Origin of the sequence: Kitasatospora sp. NPDC087314 (assembly GCF_044744365.1) — a bacterium.
Taxonomy (GTDB): Bacteria; Actinomycetota; Actinomycetes; order Streptomycetales; family Streptomycetaceae; genus Kitasatospora.
Map to the genome: position 1 here is coordinate 18,593 of NZ_JBIUYE010000017.1, position 14,824 is coordinate 33,416.

Annotated in this window: 16 protein-coding genes; 6 read left to right on the top strand and 10 right to left on the bottom strand. The window is 74.1% G+C overall.

Annotated features, from left to right (window positions below; all coding sequences use genetic code 11):
• The first annotated feature begins 7 nt into the window (after positions 1 to 7).
• The 3 genes from ACIO5E_RS31965 to ACIO5E_RS31975 all read left to right on the top strand — a co-directional run bounded on the left by ACIO5E_RS31965 (position 8) and on the right by ACIO5E_RS31975 (position 2,951).
• Positions 8 to 1,363 (top strand): M1 family metallopeptidase, encoded by a 1,356-nt coding sequence (locus ACIO5E_RS31965; protein ID WP_400674614.1) that lies wholly within the window; start codon positions 8 to 10, stop codon positions 1,361 to 1,363.
• Positions 1,364 to 1,632: 269 nt separating this feature from the next.
• On the top strand, positions 1,633 to 2,376 hold the full coding sequence (locus ACIO5E_RS31970; protein ID WP_400674964.1) for a S1 family peptidase: 744 nt from the start codon (positions 1,633 to 1,635) through the stop codon (positions 2,374 to 2,376).
• A gap of 143 nt (positions 2,377 to 2,519) precedes the next feature.
• Positions 2,520 to 2,951 (top strand): PPOX class F420-dependent oxidoreductase, encoded by a 432-nt coding sequence (locus ACIO5E_RS31975; protein WP_400674617.1) that lies wholly within the window; start codon positions 2,520 to 2,522, stop codon positions 2,949 to 2,951.
• Between the two features lie 53 nt (positions 2,952 to 3,004).
• Here ACIO5E_RS31975 and ACIO5E_RS31980 read toward each other — a convergent pair whose 3' ends face one another.
• The 3 genes from ACIO5E_RS31980 to ACIO5E_RS31990 form a co-directional block, all read right to left on the bottom strand.
• Positions 3,005 to 3,796: a putative protein N(5)-glutamine methyltransferase gene (locus ACIO5E_RS31980; protein WP_400674620.1), complete on the bottom strand. Its 792-nt coding sequence runs from the start codon at positions 3,794 to 3,796 to the stop codon at positions 3,005 to 3,007.
• A 319-nt stretch (positions 3,797 to 4,115) separates the two neighbouring features.
• Positions 4,116 to 6,182 (bottom strand): NAD-dependent DNA ligase LigA, encoded by a 2,067-nt coding sequence (gene ligA, locus ACIO5E_RS31985; RefSeq protein WP_400674622.1) that lies wholly within the window; start codon positions 6,180 to 6,182, stop codon positions 4,116 to 4,118.
• Between the two features lie 119 nt (positions 6,183 to 6,301).
• The gene (locus ACIO5E_RS31990) at positions 6,302 to 6,907 is read right to left on the bottom strand and encodes an ABATE domain-containing protein (RefSeq protein ID WP_400674625.1); all 606 of its coding nucleotides are present in this window, start codon (positions 6,905 to 6,907) and stop codon (positions 6,302 to 6,304) included.
• 81 nt (positions 6,908 to 6,988) lie between these two features.
• Between ACIO5E_RS31990 and ACIO5E_RS31995 the strand changes: the two genes are divergently transcribed.
• Complete coding sequence (locus ACIO5E_RS31995) at positions 6,989 to 7,771, top strand: MBL fold metallo-hydrolase (protein WP_400674627.1); 783 nt, start codon at positions 6,989 to 6,991, stop codon at positions 7,769 to 7,771.
• A 113-nt stretch (positions 7,772 to 7,884) separates the two neighbouring features.
• Here the strand turns inward: ACIO5E_RS31995 and ACIO5E_RS32000 are convergent, their stop codons facing one another.
• From ACIO5E_RS32000 to ACIO5E_RS32015, 4 genes are all read right to left on the bottom strand, one after another.
• Entirely contained in the window at positions 7,885 to 8,565 is a 681-nt protein-coding gene (locus ACIO5E_RS32000; protein WP_400674630.1) for a ScbR family autoregulator-binding transcription factor, read from the bottom strand.
• 85 nt (positions 8,566 to 8,650) lie between these two features.
• The gene (locus ACIO5E_RS32005) at positions 8,651 to 9,499 is read right to left on the bottom strand and encodes a BTAD domain-containing putative transcriptional regulator (protein WP_400674633.1); all 849 of its coding nucleotides are present in this window, start codon (positions 9,497 to 9,499) and stop codon (positions 8,651 to 8,653) included.
• Positions 9,500 to 9,941: 442 nt separating this feature from the next.
• Entirely contained in the window at positions 9,942 to 10,670 is a 729-nt protein-coding gene (locus ACIO5E_RS32010) for a ScbR family autoregulator-binding transcription factor (RefSeq protein WP_400674635.1), read from the bottom strand.
• A 359-nt stretch (positions 10,671 to 11,029) separates the two neighbouring features.
• Positions 11,030 to 11,434 (bottom strand): RidA family protein, encoded by a 405-nt coding sequence (locus ACIO5E_RS32015; RefSeq protein ID WP_400674637.1) that lies wholly within the window; start codon positions 11,432 to 11,434, stop codon positions 11,030 to 11,032.
• A 211-nt stretch (positions 11,435 to 11,645) separates the two neighbouring features.
• On the opposite strand from ACIO5E_RS32015, the gene ACIO5E_RS32020 reads away from it, so the two are divergent.
• A complete protein-coding gene (locus tag ACIO5E_RS32020) occupies positions 11,646 to 12,266 on the top strand; it encodes a C40 family peptidase (protein WP_400674639.1) in 621 nt (206 codons plus the stop codon).
• A 188-nt stretch (positions 12,267 to 12,454) separates the two neighbouring features.
• Here the strand turns inward: ACIO5E_RS32020 and ACIO5E_RS32025 are convergent, their stop codons facing one another.
• Together ACIO5E_RS32025 and ACIO5E_RS32030 are read right to left on the bottom strand one after the other, a co-directional pair.
• Complete coding sequence (locus ACIO5E_RS32025) at positions 12,455 to 12,799, bottom strand: hypothetical protein (protein ID WP_400674641.1); 345 nt, start codon at positions 12,797 to 12,799, stop codon at positions 12,455 to 12,457.
• A 508-nt stretch (positions 12,800 to 13,307) separates the two neighbouring features.
• The gene (locus ACIO5E_RS32030; RefSeq protein WP_400674643.1) at positions 13,308 to 13,787 is read right to left on the bottom strand and encodes a MarR family winged helix-turn-helix transcriptional regulator; all 480 of its coding nucleotides are present in this window, start codon (positions 13,785 to 13,787) and stop codon (positions 13,308 to 13,310) included.
• 71 nt (positions 13,788 to 13,858) lie between these two features.
• Here ACIO5E_RS32030 and ACIO5E_RS32035 point away from each other — a divergent pair, with 71 nt between their 5' ends.
• Positions 13,859 to 14,269, top strand: a complete 411-nt coding sequence (locus ACIO5E_RS32035; protein ID WP_400674646.1) for a VOC family protein — start codon at positions 13,859 to 13,861, stop codon at positions 14,267 to 14,269.
• A gap of 70 nt (positions 14,270 to 14,339) precedes the next feature.
• On the opposite strand, the gene ACIO5E_RS32040 is transcribed toward ACIO5E_RS32035, so the two are convergent.
• On the bottom strand, positions 14,340 to 14,678 hold the full coding sequence (locus ACIO5E_RS32040) for a hypothetical protein (protein WP_400674648.1): 339 nt from the start codon (positions 14,676 to 14,678) through the stop codon (positions 14,340 to 14,342).
• Between the last annotated feature and the right edge of the window lie 146 nt (positions 14,679 to 14,824).

Genomic DNA, 14,824 nt, shown 5'->3' on the forward strand with positions numbered 1-14,824 from the left:
ACGACCGATGAGACGAACCCCCGTCCTGCTCGCCGTCCTCGCCGTGCTCCTGTCGGTGGCCACGGCCCCGCCACCGTCACCACCTGCACCTGCGCCTGCGCCTGCGCCGCAGGCTGACACCGTCCGCACCCCGGCCCGGCCCGACTACACCGTCGCGCTGCGCAGCGACGCCACCGGCGGCAGCTGGCGGGGCCACGAGCGGATCGCCTTCACCAACGCCTCGCCGCAGCCGCTGCACGAGGTGTACCTGCGGCTCTGGGACAACTCCCACGGCGGCTGCGCGGCACCGCCCGTCCGGCTGTCCGGCCTCTCGGGCGACTACTCCCTGGACTGCACCGCGCTACGGGTCGCCCTGCCCCGGCCGCTGCCCCCGGGGGCGGCCGGCACCGTCGAGTTCGACCTCGCCGTCGACGCCCCCGGCGCCGCCGACCGGTTCGGACGGGACCGCGCCTTCAGCTTCCTCGGCAACGCGCTGCCGGTGCTCGCCGTTCACGACGAGGCCGGCTGGCACCTCGACCCGTACACCGGCAACGGCGAGTCCTTCTACGCCCTCGCCGCCGACTTCGCCGTCACCCTGGACCACCCCTCCGAGCTGCTGGTCCCCGCCACCGGCGGCGCCGTCGACACCCCCGGCGCCGAGGGCCGGACCATCACCCGGGCGACCGCGCGCCAGGTCCGCGACTTCGCCTGGGCGGCCGGCCCGTTCACCCGGATCACCGGCCGCTCCCCCGGCGGTGTCCGGATCGGCGTCTTCGCGGCCGCGAACGTCACCGCCGAGGACGCCCGGCGGATGCTCGACCTCGCCCTCGCCACCATCGACGCCCACTCGGCCCGCTACGGCCCCTACCCGTACGGCGAGTTGGCCGTCGTGCTGGACAACGTCTTCTGGTTCAGCGGCATGGAGTACCCGGCCTTCGTCCTCGACCGGGTCAAACCCAGCGCACTGGTCCACGAGTTGGCGCACCAGTGGTGGTACGGCATCGTCGGCGACGACCAGTACCGCGCGCCCTGGCTGGACGAGTCCTTCAGCGAGTACGCCACCGACCTCGCCCTCGGCCGCACCGGCGAGGGCTGCACGGCCGCGACCCCCTGGGAGTCCGACGCCGAACGCCTGACCAACCCGATGTCCTACTGGGACGCCCACCCCACCCGCTACGAGGCCGTCATCTACGACCACGGCGCCTGCGCCCTGCACGAACTGCGTCGCCTCATCGGCCCCGCCGCGATGTCCGCCCTCCTGCACGACTACGCCCGCGCCCACTGGTACGGCGTCTCCACCACCGCCGCCTTCAAGTCCGCCGCGCAGGCCGCCACCCTCATCGACCTGGCCCCCTTCTGGCGCGAGCACCGCATCGACGGCTGACCGCCGCCGGGCCCTGAGTCGGGTGCTCAGCGGTGGCCCGGGGCTCCCGAACGCTCCCAAGCCGTCCGGTTCAGGACAGCCCCCGGGGTATCGGGGAGCTGTCCCCACCAGGCGTCGGCCGGTTGCCCTGATGGTTCGGTGGATCTTGAACGCGCAGGCTGGACACATCCGAACAGCAGGAAAGGAACGTCACCTTGTCGAAGTCGATACGCCGTCGTACCGCGCGTGCCGTGACCGTCGCCGGTCTCGTCGCCGCGGTGGGCGCCACCATGATGACCGGTAGCGCCGGGGCGATCGTCAACGGACGGGACTCCACCGAGCGCTACCCGTTCATGGCGTCGATCCCGATGTCGGCCCCGTCCGCGGGTCTGACCGACGGCGCCTGCGGGGCTTCGCTCATCGATCCGCAGTGGGTGCTGACGGCGGCCCACTGCGTGACCGGGCCGGTGGACCTCGACGGGACCGTCCGGATCGGCAGTGCCCAGCGGCACTCCGGCGGCACCGTCCGGTCCATCGATCTGACGGTGGTCCACCCTGGCTACCGGAACGGCGAGAACGTGGCCGCGAACCGCGACGACGTCGCACTGGTCCGGCTGGATCGCCCGGTCGCCCAGAAGCCCGTCCGGATCGCGAAGCAGCCGGGGCGGCCCGGCACCGACACGCGGCTGCTGGGCTTCGGCACGGTCGTCGACATCACCGAGCTGGCCGACGCGCAGTTCGCGGAGCGGCTGCAGGAGCTCGACACCCGCCGGGGAGCCGAGAGCGAGTGCGCCCCCGGCTACGCGGCCCCCACCAGGCTGTGCACGATCAGCCGCGTGCCGGACGCCATGGCGTGCTTCGGGGACTCCGGCGGGCCGCAGATCCAGCGGGGCCGGGGCGGGCGCTGGGAGCTCATCGGCGTCACCTCCGGCCCCGGCGCCCCCGGGGTCCCCTGTTCGCAGGGTCCGGGTCTCTACACCAATGCGCCCGCCTACGCGGACTGGATCCGGGACACCATCAGCCGCAACAGCTGACCGGCTGCCGCCCGCCGTACGGCATCCGCTCCCCGGGCAGGTGCCGTACGGTGGGTCCGCGCAACCGCCAGGCCGGCCGACCGACCGCAACACGCCTGCCGCGTCTTGACCTTCACACCGGTGTGAAGCCCGATGATGCTGCCATGACGACCACCACCTCCTTCGACCCGTACGCGCTCCTCGCGGAGAGCCGGCTCGGCATCCTCGCCACGATCAAGGCCGACGGCCGACCCCAGCTCTCGCCCGTCATGCCCTTCTACGACCGTGCGGCGAACGCCATCCTCATCTCCACCAGGGAAGGCCTGGCCAAGACCGCCAACCTGCGCCGGGACGCCCGGGTCAGCCTGGAGGTGACCGGGCCGGACGGGCGCTCCTGGGCCACCGCCGAGGGCGTCGCCGTCCTGACCGGACCGGGCACCGACCCCGATGGCGCCGAGGTCGAGGCGCTGGTGGACTACTACCGCCGGGCCGCCGGCGAACACCCCGACTGGGCGGAGTACCGCCAGGCGATGGTCGCCGACCGCCGCGTGCTCGTCACCGTCCCGGTCGACCACGTCTACGGCGCCCGGATCTGACCCGCCGCAGCCGCCCGGCCCGTCGGCGCCGGGCCGGGCGGCTGGGCGGCCCGTCAGCGCCGGGTCGCGGTGACGACCGTCGCGTCGAGGTCCTCGCACCAGCCGTCGGCCGCGTCGAGGCCGGCCGCGCGGGCGACGGCGAGGGCCGTCGGCATCTGCCGCTCGCTGGTCTCGAACAGCAGCGAGCCGCCCGGGGCCAGCCAGCCCGGCGCCTCGGCGGCCACCCGGCGCAGCACGTCCAGTCCGTCCGCGCCGCCGTCCAGTGCCGGCCGTGCCTCGTGCAGGCGGGCCTCGGGTGGCAGCAGCGCGATGTCGGCGCTCGGGACGTACGGGACGTTGGCCAGCAGGACGTCGATCCGGCCGCGCAGGTCGACGGGCAGCGCGGCGAACAGGTCGCCCTCGACGACCAGGGCCCCGGCCCCGGCCAGGTTGCGGCGGGCGCAGCGGACGGCGACCGGGTCGACGTCGGCCGCGTAGAGCTCGACCGGGTGCGTGGCGGCGGCCGCGACCGCGGCGGCGAGGGCGCCGCTGCCGCAGCAGAGGTCGACGACCACGGCGCCCGGGCCGGTGAGCGCGGTGGCGGTGGCGGCCAGGAACTCGCTGCGACGACGCGGGACGAACACGCCGGGATCGACGGCGATCCGCAGTCCGGCGAACTCGGCCCAGCCGACGACGTGTTCCAGTGGCCGCCCCTCGGCCCTGGCACGGACCATCACACCCAGGTCGGCCGGTGTGGTGGCGGCGGCGAGCAGGATCCGCGCCTCGTCCTCGGCGAACACGCATCCGGCGGCACGCAGCCGGGAGATCACCGAGGAACGGAGGGCGGCGGAGGCAAAGACCGACAAGAGAACCCCTTGGGGGAATCGGGAGGAGACGAACGACTCCGTCAGGGCTCCCACAAGGGCCGGCGCCGCGCCGACGCGTCCGCGCTACGCGCGCGGGGCGCCCGCACGGCCGCGCTCCGGGAGCACCCGCTCGGACATACCGGTAATGGGGCTCACCTCCTTGAGTCGCGGTCATACTCGGCGTCGGTCACCTTACCGCACCGCCGACGCCGGTGATCAACCGGTGTTCCGGGGCTCGGCTCCGGTCGGCCGGGCCTCGGCACCCACGGCCCGGGGCTCGGCACCGATGGCTCGGGGCTCAACACCGACGGTCCGGGGCTCAGCCGAGCTGGTCGGCCACCAGGGCGGCGAACTCCTCCGGGGTCATGACCGCCACGCCGAGTTCCTCGGCCTTGGCGCGCTTGGATCCGGCCTTCTCGCCCGCGACGAGCAGGGTGGTGCGCTTGGACACCGAGGAGGAGGCCTTGCCGCCGGCGCGTTCGATCAGTTCGTTCATCGCGGTGCGGGAGAGTTCGGCGAGGGCGCCCGTCATGCTGCCGGTGACGACCACGCTCTGTCCGGCCAGCGGGCCCGCGGCGGTGCCGTCCGTGGCCGCCGAGCCGCCGTCCGCAGACGTGGCCGCGCGAGCGGTCGGCTCGGTCACCGCGGTACCGACGCCCTGGGCCGCGAGCCGGTCCAACAGCGCCGCCACGTCGACGAGTTCGGTGACGATCACAGCGGCCTTCTCGGCTCCGATGCCGTCCACGCCGGCCAGCGCCTCGGCGTCGGCGGCGCGGATCGCGGCCATGCTGCCGAAGTGCGCGGCGATCCGGCGGGACATCGTCCGGCCGGTGCCGCGGATGCCGAGGGCGCAGAACACCCGGTTCAGCGGGCGGCTGCGGGCGGTCTCGACGGCGGCGAGCAGGTTGTCGGCGCTGGTGTCGCCCATCCGCTCCAGGGTGAGCAGCTGCTCCCGGGTGAGGGTGAACAGGTCGGCGAGATCGGCGACCAGCCCGGCCTCGACCAGCTGGACGGCCCGGGTGCCGCCGAGGCCCTCGATGTCGAGCTGGTCGCGCCCGGCCGCGTAGATCACCGAGGCCACCGCCTGGCAGGCCCGGCCGCGCACGCAGCGCCAACGCTGCTCGGAGGTGTCGATCGCGTCACCGCAGCGCGGGCAGACCTCGGGGAAGGCGATGGGCTGCTCGGCGCCGGTGCGCTGGTCGGCCAACGGCGCCTCGACGCGCGGGATCACGTCGCCGGCCCGGTAGACGAACACCTGGTCGCCGATCATCAGGCCGCGGCGCTCGATGTCCGCCGGGTTGTGCAGGGTCGCGTAGGTGACGGTGACGCCGTCGATCACCACCGGTTCGAGGACGGCCCGGGGCGCGATGATCCCGGTGCGGCCGACGTTCCACTCGACGCCGAGCAGCCGGGTGACCTGGTGCTGCGCCTGCAGCTTGCGGGCGACCGCCCAGCGCGGCGCGCGGGAGCCGGACCCGGCCGTCTCCTGGTCGGCCACCGCGTCCGCCTTCACCACGACGCCGTCGATCCCGAAGGGCAGCGCGGCGCGCAGGCCGGCGATCTCGTCGATCCGCTGCTGCGCCTCCGCGAGGGTGGCGCAGCGGCGCGGCGCGGCGGCGGTGCCGGCGACGGTGTGGGCGCCGAGGGCGGCCAGCCGGGCCAGCAGTTCGGCGTGGTCGAGGCCGGGCAGGCCGAGGGCGTCGTAGGCGAAGAAGGTCAGCTCGACGCGGTAGGCGCGGTCCTTGGCTCGCAGGGTGCCGGCCGCGCCGCTGCGCGGGTGGGCGAACGGGGTGGCGCCGTGGGCGGTACGGACGGCGTTGGCCTGCTCGAACTGCTCGTGGGTGAGCAGCACCTCACCGCGCAACTCGACGTCGACCGGCTCGGCGAGCCGGTCGGGCAGGCCGAGCACGGCGTCGGCCGCGGCCGTGATGTCCTCCCCCGCCAGGCCGTCACCTCGGGTCAGCACCTGGGTGAGCCGGCCGGCCCGGTAGCGGGCGGCGACGGCGAGGCCGTCCAGCTTCGGCTCGACGCACCAGGCGGCGACCGGGCGGCCGAGTCGGCGCTCCAGGCCGGCCGCCCAGGACTCCAGCTCCTCGGCCGAGAAGACGTTGTCGAGGGAGAGCATCGGCACGCTGTGCGGGACGTCGCCGACCGCCGCGCCACCGGCCACCTTGCCGGTGGGCGACTCGGGCAGCACCTCGTCCGGGTGCTCGCGCTCGTAGGCCTCGATCGCCCGCACCAGGGCGTCGTACTCGTCGTCGCCGAGCGGGGTGGCGCCGTCGGCGTAGTACGCGGCGGCGGCCCGTACGGCGGTGGCGACGGCGTCGGCGTAGGCCTGCGGGGAGGCCGGGGCGGCGGGAGAGGCCATGGTGGCTGCGTCCTTCATACCGCCATCATGGCGAGCCGCACTGACATTCGGCCCGGCCGAACGCGGCCGCCGGCCCGACCCACCAGCCGGCGGGCGGGCGGGATCGCGGGCACGGCTCCGGGTTCCCGCCGGGGCGGTCAGTCCGGCTGGGGCCGGGTGCGTCGGGCGTAGGCGCGGGCCGCGCGGGCGCGGTCGCCGCAGCGGGTGGAGCACCAGTGGCGGCGGCCGTGCCGGAGCAGGTACCGGGTGCACGGGGCGGAGCCGCAGGCGGTGAGGCGGGCGGCGTCGGGCCCGGTGAGCAGGTCCGCGGCATCGGCGGCGAGGGTCGCCAGGGCGTGGTCGACGATCTCGGTGGTGGGGTGCGGTGCGGCACGGTAGGGGCCGTTGCCGTCGTCCCACCGCAGCAGCCGGGCGGTGGGCAGACGCGTCAGGGCGTCGTTGACGGCGGCCAGCGCGGAGGCGGGCGCGGGCAGCTCCGCGACCCGGGCCGCGAACAGGGTCCTGATCTGCTCCCGCATCGAGCGCACCTGCGCCGTGCACATCTCCCGCAGGCCGGCGTCGGCGGGCGCGAGCTCGTGTTCCAGGAGCCACTGTTCGGCCGACGCCGGTGTGCCCAGGCGGTCGACGACGTGTCCGCCGGGCAGCGTGACGGCGCTGTTCACCAGGGCGAGCGAGGGGTACTGCTGCTCGCCCGTCGCGGGCGGCGGGGCGGGGTCGTCGTCGGTCTCCGTCATGGATCTCATGGTAGCGGTTGCGCTCATCCGTGAGAACAGGCTAGCTTTTCTCACGGATAAACCGCTCCCATCCGTGAGGTGTACTTCGCCATGGCTTCTTCCGACACGACCGTCGAGCAGTTCCCCGTCCGACTCTTCGGCGGCCCGACCGCCCTCTTCGACTACGGCGGCCTGCGGTTCCTCACCGACCCGACCTTCGACGACCCGGGCGACTACCAGCGGCCCGCCGGCCCGCTGCTGACCAAGACCGCACCCTCGGCCGGAAGCCCCGCGGACACCGGCCGCGTCGACGTCGTCCTGCTCTCCCACGACGAGCACCCCGACAACCTGGACCACTCCGGCCGGGCACTGCTGGCCGACGTCCCGCTCACCCTCACCACTCCCGGCGGCGGCCGGCGCCTCGGCGGGACGGCCCGGGGGCTGGCCGACTGGGAGTCCGTCACGCTGGACCGCCCCGGCGGCGGCACCGTCACCGTGACCGGCGTTCCCGCCCTCCACGGGCCCGGGCCCCGCGCGGAGGTCGAGGCGGTCACCGGCCAGGTCGTCGGCTTCGTACTGACCGGGGAGGGGCTGCCCACCGTCTACGTCAGCGGCGACAACGCCTCGCTCTCCGCGGTCGAGGAGATCGCCCAACGGTTCGCACCCGTGGACACCGCGATCCTGTTCGCCGGGGCGCCCCGCTTCCCCGCCCTCTTCGACGGCGCGCCCATCGTCCTGGACAGCGCACAGGCCGCCGAGGCCGCCAGGATCCTCGACGCCCGCCGGGTGGTCCCCGTCCACCACGACAGTTGGGCCCACTTCACCGAGGACCGCGACGACCTGGTGGCCGCCTTCGCCGCCGCCGGCCTGGCGGAGCGCCTCCACTCGGCGTGACCACCGCACCGGGTGGGGCGCGCCGCGCGGGACGCCCCACCCGCTCACCCTTGAGCCGCCTGCCCTTGACCCGCCTGAGGCCCGTTCGGCCGGGTGGCGCAGGCCGCCGGGGCTCAGCCGGGCAGCGGTGCCAGCGGCCTGGTCCGGTAGCCGTCGGCGGAGCCCGGGGGGACGAGGCAGGGCAGCAGCCACTCCCACAGGGCACCGACGCGACGCGCGCGCTCCTCGCCGGGGCAGCCGTCGCCGAACACCACCTCCAGCCCGCAGGCCGCCGCCACGACCAGGGTCTCCGGGCCGAGCGCGCCCGTGCGCTCACGCAGCTCACCGGCCCGCCGGGCGCCGGTCAGCAGATCCCGGACGACACCGGCCCAGACGCCGTGGAAGCCCCGCATGCCCGCGACCGGGGCGCCGGAGGCGACTCCGCCGGGAGGGGGCACGGCGGCCAGCGGTTGCCAGCCGCCGCCCTCCCGGCCGAGCCGGAACGCCGCACGGACCACCGCGTCCGACTCCAGCGCGTCGACCAGCCAGTAGCCCAGGTCGATCAGCGCCTGGAGGGGGGAGGAGGTGGCGCGCAGGGCGCCGCAGGCTCTGCGCAGCGAGCGCTCGGCCTGCCGGAACACCGCCTGGGCCAGCTCCTCCTTGGACACGAAGTGAAAGTAGAGCGCACCCTTCGTCACTCCCGCCGCACCGGCGATCTCACCGAGGGTGGCGCCGGCGTAGCCGCAGCGGTCGAACAGCACCGCCCCCGCCTCGACCAGCCGTCCGCGCGTCCGTTCCGACCTCTCCTGCACCACCCGACCCACAACCCCTCACCACGACGAGCACGTTCCGACCACACCCGAGCGGCGCCCCGGCGGCGCCGGCGACTCCCGCGCGTCCTCAGCCGACCCTGGTGAACCTGGCAGTGGCCGCCTCCGGCGCCGGGGCCGCGGCCGCTTCGCGGTCCGGGCGCTCCGGGCCGGCCAGCAGGATGGAGCGCTGCAGCCGCCGCAGCCCGGCCGAGGGTTCCATGCCCAGCTCCCGTACCAGGGTGTTGCGCAGGCGCTGGTAGGCCTCCAGGGCCTCGCCCCGTCGGCCGGAGCGGTGCAGGGCGATCATGTACTGGCCGTGCAGGCTCTCGTGGGTGCGGTAGCGGTCGACCAGGACGGTGAGCTCGGCGAGCAGCACACGGTGGCGGCCGAGCCGTAGGTCCGCCTCGATCCGCTGGTCCAGGGCGCAGAGCCGGGTCTCCTCCAACCGCTTGGACTCGACGGCGAGTTGGCCGCCCGCGGGCACATCCGCGAAGGCCGGCCCACGCCACAGACCGAGCGCCTCGCCGAGCATCCTGGCGGCCAGCGGGTGGTCGTCGCCGTCCATGGCCCGGTAGCCCATGCCGGCGAGCCGCTCGAACTCGCGGACATCCGTCAACCCGCCGCCGCTGTTCAGCATGTAGCCGCCGGGCGAGGTCACCAGCACGTCCTTGGCGCAGGAGACCCCCGCGGCCGTGCCCACCTGGGCGAGCGCCCGGTCGATCATGTCGCGCAGCTGGAGCACGTACGTCTGCACGGTGGTACGCGCGCTGCGCGGCGGGCGGCCCGACCACAGTTCCTCGGCCAGCACCCCGGCCGGAACGACCTGGTCGGCCCGCAGGGCCAGCAGCCCCAGGACTTGACGCGGTTTCGGCGCCGACGGCACCACCGACACACCGCACACCCGGACGTCCAGCGCCCCGAGCACCCGAATTTCCACGATGACCACCCCAATCACACGGAACGCCGCAGGCCGATCCGCCGCGGCCGGCACCCGGGTCGACACCCCTAGGGCGACTGTCACCAGTCAAAAACAGGACGCGCGGTTTGTCAATACAAAACCGAACGTGCTGTTTGTTTCCGTGGGATGAGTGGCCGTCACCAAGGTCGTGGCGCGGCATCCACGCCGTGCCACGACCCGGGCACGCAGCGCATCCGCGCACGGACAAACCGAAGGCGGCGTCGGATCCCCATGGATCCCGCGCCGCCGCCAATTCGCCCGCACCCGCACCCGCACCCGCACCGACCACCGAACAGCCGGCCGCCGGCCGGCCGACCATCGCCCGGGCTGCCGCCGCTCGGACGCCCCCGCGAGCAGGGAGGCCACCGATCCTCGGTCAACTCCGCACCGGCCAGCGGTATTTCCGGCCGGTGTCGGACCGTCAGCCCACGCCGACCCCGTCCGCGACCGCCTGCGCCTCCGGCTGCGACTCGCCCGGCGCCTCGGCACCCTCCGCCGCCGCACGGGCGGCCGCCACCTCGGCGACCACCTGTGCGCCGCGGTCCGGTCCCATCTGCAGCGAGCCGAGCACACCCGGCACCGCGACGCTCGGCATCAGGTGCTGGAACAGCCCGGCGGCCCGCCGCTCCAGGTCGGCGCGCCCGGAGAGCTTCTGCGACTGGATCTGCACACCCGTCCACGCGGCCGTGACCAACCACGCCGTGTCGGCCGGGACGACGTGCGGCAGCAGTTCGCCGCGTTCGCCCGCCGCGACGAGCAGCGCCTCCAACCGGCTGATCCAACCCGGGATCGCGCCGCCGCCGAGGTCGTCGAAGACGTCCTGGCCGAGGGAGAGCCGGGCCCCCGCGCTCAGCAGCGGATCACGTGGCATCAGATAGGCCACCACCATCCCGGTGTCCACGAACTCCTGGAGTTTGCAGACCCGTTCGGGCACACCGTCCTGGACGAACTGCTCCTCGACGACACCCTGGGCCAGATCCCGCTTGGAGGCGAAATGGAAATACACCGCACCGCGCGTCACGCCGGCCCGCGAGACCACCTCGCCGATGGTGGCGCCCTCGTAGCCGAACTCGTCGAAGACCGACGCCGCCGCCTCCAGGATCAGCCGACGCGTCCGGAGCGCCCGCTCCTGCCGTACCACCGCAACCACCCCACCCAGAGCTCCCGGAAAACAAAACCAAACACCCCGTATCTTAGCTACCGGTGGCCAGCGGCCGACAAGACGATGTCGGCGAATCGCCTCAAACGCTCCCCCTCCCCACCGCACGGCCCGCACTTTGCCCACGGGTCGCCGACCCGTCGGCGGGCGGCCGAAAGCGGGGTCGGCACCGCGCGCCACTTAGCAGCATAAAACCGAACGATCGGTATCTGAATTCGGACATCCAGGGCCGGGAAGCCGATCTCAGAGGCTCCACAACCGAACAGCTGAATACGCCGGACGACCGCACGAGACTCGGCGGGGGCGCGCCGGTCGCCGGGCCCTCACAACTCCCGCTCCGCCGGCGGGCGTCAGGGCAGCACGGCCACCGCCTCCACCTCCACCAGCTGGTCGTCGTAGCCGAGCACCGAGACGCCGAGCAGGGTACTGGGGGCGTCGTGCTCCCCCATGTACTCGCGATACACATTCCACACCGCCACCAGGTCGGCCTGGTCGACGGAGGCCACGTACACCGTCGTCCGGGCGATGTCCGTCAGCCCGGCTCCGGCGTCTTCCAAGGTGGTCATCAGATTGCGCATCACCTGGTGGGCCTGGCCCTCGTAGTCGCCGACGGCGACCGTCCGCCCCTCGGCGTCGAGCGGGCAGGCGCCCGCGAGCCAGAGCGAGCGGGCCGGGGCGTCGACCACGGCCGCATAGGCGTAGTCGACGGCCGAGGTGAGGCGGGAGTTTCGGATCAGCTTGACGGCACTGCTCATGGGACACTCCGAAGGTCTCGACCGAACATTCGCGCCCATCGTTGGTTTCTCCTGACCTACCGTCAAACCATTTACCAGCGGTTTCCCCGTCACCTCGGGCCCGGTGCGTCCACGATTCACCGGTGTGGGTGATGGTGGGCCGACCCGCCGGACCGGAATCCTGGTGCCTCCGACCGCGCGCCGACGGCGCGCCGAACGCCAGGGGTCATCGATGGAATCCCAACCGCCGTATCGCGACGAGGCCTTCGGAGTCCGGCGGCGCCGGATGCTGGGCCTGGCCCTCGGGGCGGGACTCATCCCGGCACTCGCCCCCGCCCCCGCGGCCCGAGCCGCGAACCACGCGGCGCCCCCGGACCTCCCGTCCGCCGCCCTCGGCCGCCGGGTCGCCGAGGTGGCCGCCGCCCAGATCGGCGTGCCGTACGCCTGGGGCGGCGGCGACCGCCTGGGGGCGAGCCTCGGCTTCTGTGACGAGGAGAACGGCTACCTCCACGGCACCTGCCTGGGCGAGAGCACGGTCGGCTTCGACTGCAGCGGACTGTCCCTCCACTGCTGGTACCTGGCCAGCCACGGCAGCGTCGAGCTCGGGCACTACACCGTCGCCCAGTTCCACCGCAGCGCGCCGGTGGAGCGCGACGCCCTCGCCCCGGGCGACCTGCTCTTCTTCTCCCGCCCGGACGCGCCGTTGCACCACGTCGGAATCCACGTCGGCGACGGCGCGATGATCCACGCCGAGCGCACCGGGACGCTGGTGGCCCGCGTCGACCACGTCCTGGACGTCCCGCGCTGGGCGGGCGAGTTCGCCGGCGCCCGGCGCCCCGGGCCGGCCGCCTGACCGCACGTGCGGGCCGGACCAGCCGACCGTGCCGAACGGGCCTCGGCGATCACGGCCGCGACCGCCCCCTCCTGCGGCCGGACACCTGTGTCCGGCTCGGCATCCTCGCCCATGGCCCGGAGTGGGCTGACGGTCCGAGCGGGCCCTGGCCGACGCCGGGACACGGAAGGACGCCCGGGACACGGACGTCAGAGCGATGCGATCCAGGACGCGAAGTCCGTGGACTCGACGTCGAAGTCCGCGGGGTCCAGATCGCCCAGGTCGGAGGAGAACACGGCGGAGAGCGGATCGTCGGCGCGCAGGAGGAACCCTCGGCCACCGCTGTCGTCACCGATGAGGATGAAACCCGGTGCGTACCGCGCGACTTCGTAGGTGGTGTTGCGCTCGCCGATGCACCCGGCCGGGTACACGGCCACGCCTGTTCCAGTGAGCAGACCGTCCCTCACGTTCCACAGTGCCAACAGCGGAGTCGGAAGGCTGAGCGGAATCTCGAACCGGGCTCGCGCCACATCGGCCCTCGTGGCCGCCGTCACGCTCGTGCCCGCCTCATCGAGGCTCGCACCCGCAGGTACCGGACGAGAGCCGCGATCCCGGCGAGCACGCACTCCGTGACGACTCCCTGGACGTGTACTCCGCGACCGTTGAGGACCGATTCCACGTGAGTGTCATGCGGAATGAGGTACGCCACCACCAGGACGAACAGCAGCAGCCCGCACCCGAGCATGGCCATGGACGCACGTCCCAGGCCTCGGTGGTAACTACGCACGAATGTCGGTACCGCGTCCATGCCTCTGCTCCCCTCGGAGCCGTTGTTCCGGCTCAGCGCCGGTGCCGGGGATCGGGTCGGTGAGGGCACACCCTCACGAGTGATCGTTTCAAAAGTCACCGAGTAGGCCGCAGCCGCGAATCGGGGAACGTGCGTGCGGGCTTGATGCTACCGAGCCGAGCGGGCGGCCAAGCGCTGGCCATGGTTACCGCCAGTGGGCGCCGGAACGGAATCCCCCGGTTCCGGACGCCGGGGAGGTTCCGCCCGGCCGGCACTCAGAGCCGCTCCCCCAGCCCCCGGTGAACGCGCAGCAGCAGTTCCTGCAGCACCTGCCGCTCCCGCTCGTCCAGCAGAGCCAGCACCTCGTCCTGCACGGCGCGCGCCCGGGCGTCCAGCTCCGCGAGCAGCGCCCGCCCGGTGTCGGTGACCGCCACCGAGACCCGCCGCCGGTCGGCCTGGTCCCGGGTGCGCTCGACGTACCCGGCGGCGGCCAGCTGGTCCGCGACCTTGGCCATGTCGCTCGGGTCCACGCTCAACCGCTGGGCCAGGTCCCGCTGGGCGTGCGGCCCGAAGTCGGCGAGCGCGGCCAGCACGGCCATGTCCCAGAGCCGCAGGCCGCGTTCGGCGAGCTGCTCGGCGAGGCGGCCTCGCGCGGTCCGGCCGATCCGGGAGAGCAGGAAGGTGCTGAGGTCGAGCAGCGTCGGCGGCAGGGCGGGCGCGGGGGCAGGGGCGGGGAGCGGGGGTTCGGTGGCCATGGCGGCAGTCTAGGGTCGATCCCTATAGTGGGTTGAAACCCACTAATATTCCGAACCCAGGAGCCTCGACCGTGGACGCCCTGTACCCCCGCCTGCTCGTCACCCGCTTCGCCGCGTGCTTCGACTTCTACCGGGCGGTCCTGCCACCACTCACCGGCGCCACCCTGGTCAAGGGCACGCCCGACGGCCCCTACGCCAACTGGGACGTCGACGAGCAGGCCGTCCTCGTGCTCTACGACCGCGCCTCGATGGCCGCCACCCTGGGCACCACCGACCTGCCCGACCGCCCGGGCGCTCCCGTCCGGGACGCCGCGATGCTGGTCTTCCGGGTGTCCGCCGTGGACGACGCCCTCACCCTCTGTCTGCACCACGGCGGCACCCTCGTCGTCGGCCCGACCGACCGCCCCGAGTGGGGGCCGAACCTGCGCACCGCCCACCTGAGGGACCCGGACGGCCACCTGATCGAGCTGCAGTCCTACTGAGCCGACGGCGCGGCGGGCGAGCGAGTCCTGACCGCCGGGCGGCTCCTGTGCCCCCGGCGGGCGGGGGCGGTCAGGTGTGGAGGATCTGCAGTTCGCGGACGGCGTCCTCGAACTCCTCCAGCAGCAGCGTGCGGTCGGCCGGTTGCTCGGCGGTGCGGGTGGCCCCGGCGGCCACGCCGTCGGCGTGGGCGAGCGCGTCGGCCGGGGAGGCCGGCGAGCAGGCGCGCCCGAGCACCGGCGAGCGGCCGTCGGCGCCGGGGACGTGCCCGAGGACGGCGGCGCAGTACCGGACGTCCGGTACGGGCAGCGGGCGGAGCGCGGCCGCGGTCGCCGGGGCGGCGGCGACCGCTCCGGCGAGGGTGAGACAGCCTGCGAGCGCGGGGGTGACGAGCCGGCGCGGGATGCGCATGAGTACCTCCGAAACGGTCCGGGACAGGCCGGAACAGGGGGACGGCGGCGGCCGTGGACGAGGCCGCCCGCGCCCATTCGACGGGCGGCCCGCTCCCCCGGCCCGACCGACACACCGTAAACCGCACTAGTCGTACGTATGCCGCC

Coding starts and splice junctions, on each gene's coding strand:
- ACIO5E_RS31965 (WP_400674614.1), top strand. CDS start 8: ATGAGACGAACCCCCGTCCTGCTCGCCGTCCTCGCCGTGCTCCTGTCG.
- ACIO5E_RS31970 (WP_400674964.1), top strand. CDS start 1,633: ATGATGACCGGTAGCGCCGGGGCGATCGTCAACGGACGGGACTCCACC.
- ACIO5E_RS31975 (WP_400674617.1), top strand. CDS start 2,520: ATGACGACCACCACCTCCTTCGACCCGTACGCGCTCCTCGCGGAGAGC.
- ligA (WP_400674622.1), bottom strand. CDS start 6,182: ATGAAGGACGCAGCCACCATGGCCTCTCCCGCCGCCCCGGCCTCCCCG.
- ACIO5E_RS31990 (WP_400674625.1), bottom strand. CDS start 6,907: ATGAGATCCATGACGGAGACCGACGACGACCCCGCCCCGCCGCCCGCG.
- ACIO5E_RS31995 (WP_400674627.1), top strand. CDS start 6,989: ATGGCTTCTTCCGACACGACCGTCGAGCAGTTCCCCGTCCGACTCTTC.
- ACIO5E_RS32015 (WP_400674637.1), bottom strand. CDS start 11,434: ATGAGCAGTGCCGTCAAGCTGATCCGAAACTCCCGCCTCACCTCGGCC.
- ACIO5E_RS32020 (WP_400674639.1), top strand. CDS start 11,646: ATGGAATCCCAACCGCCGTATCGCGACGAGGCCTTCGGAGTCCGGCGG.
- ACIO5E_RS32030 (WP_400674643.1), bottom strand. CDS start 13,787: ATGGCCACCGAACCCCCGCTCCCCGCCCCTGCCCCCGCGCCCGCCCTG.
- ACIO5E_RS32040 (WP_400674648.1), bottom strand. CDS start 14,678: ATGCGCATCCCGCGCCGGCTCGTCACCCCCGCGCTCGCAGGCTGTCTC.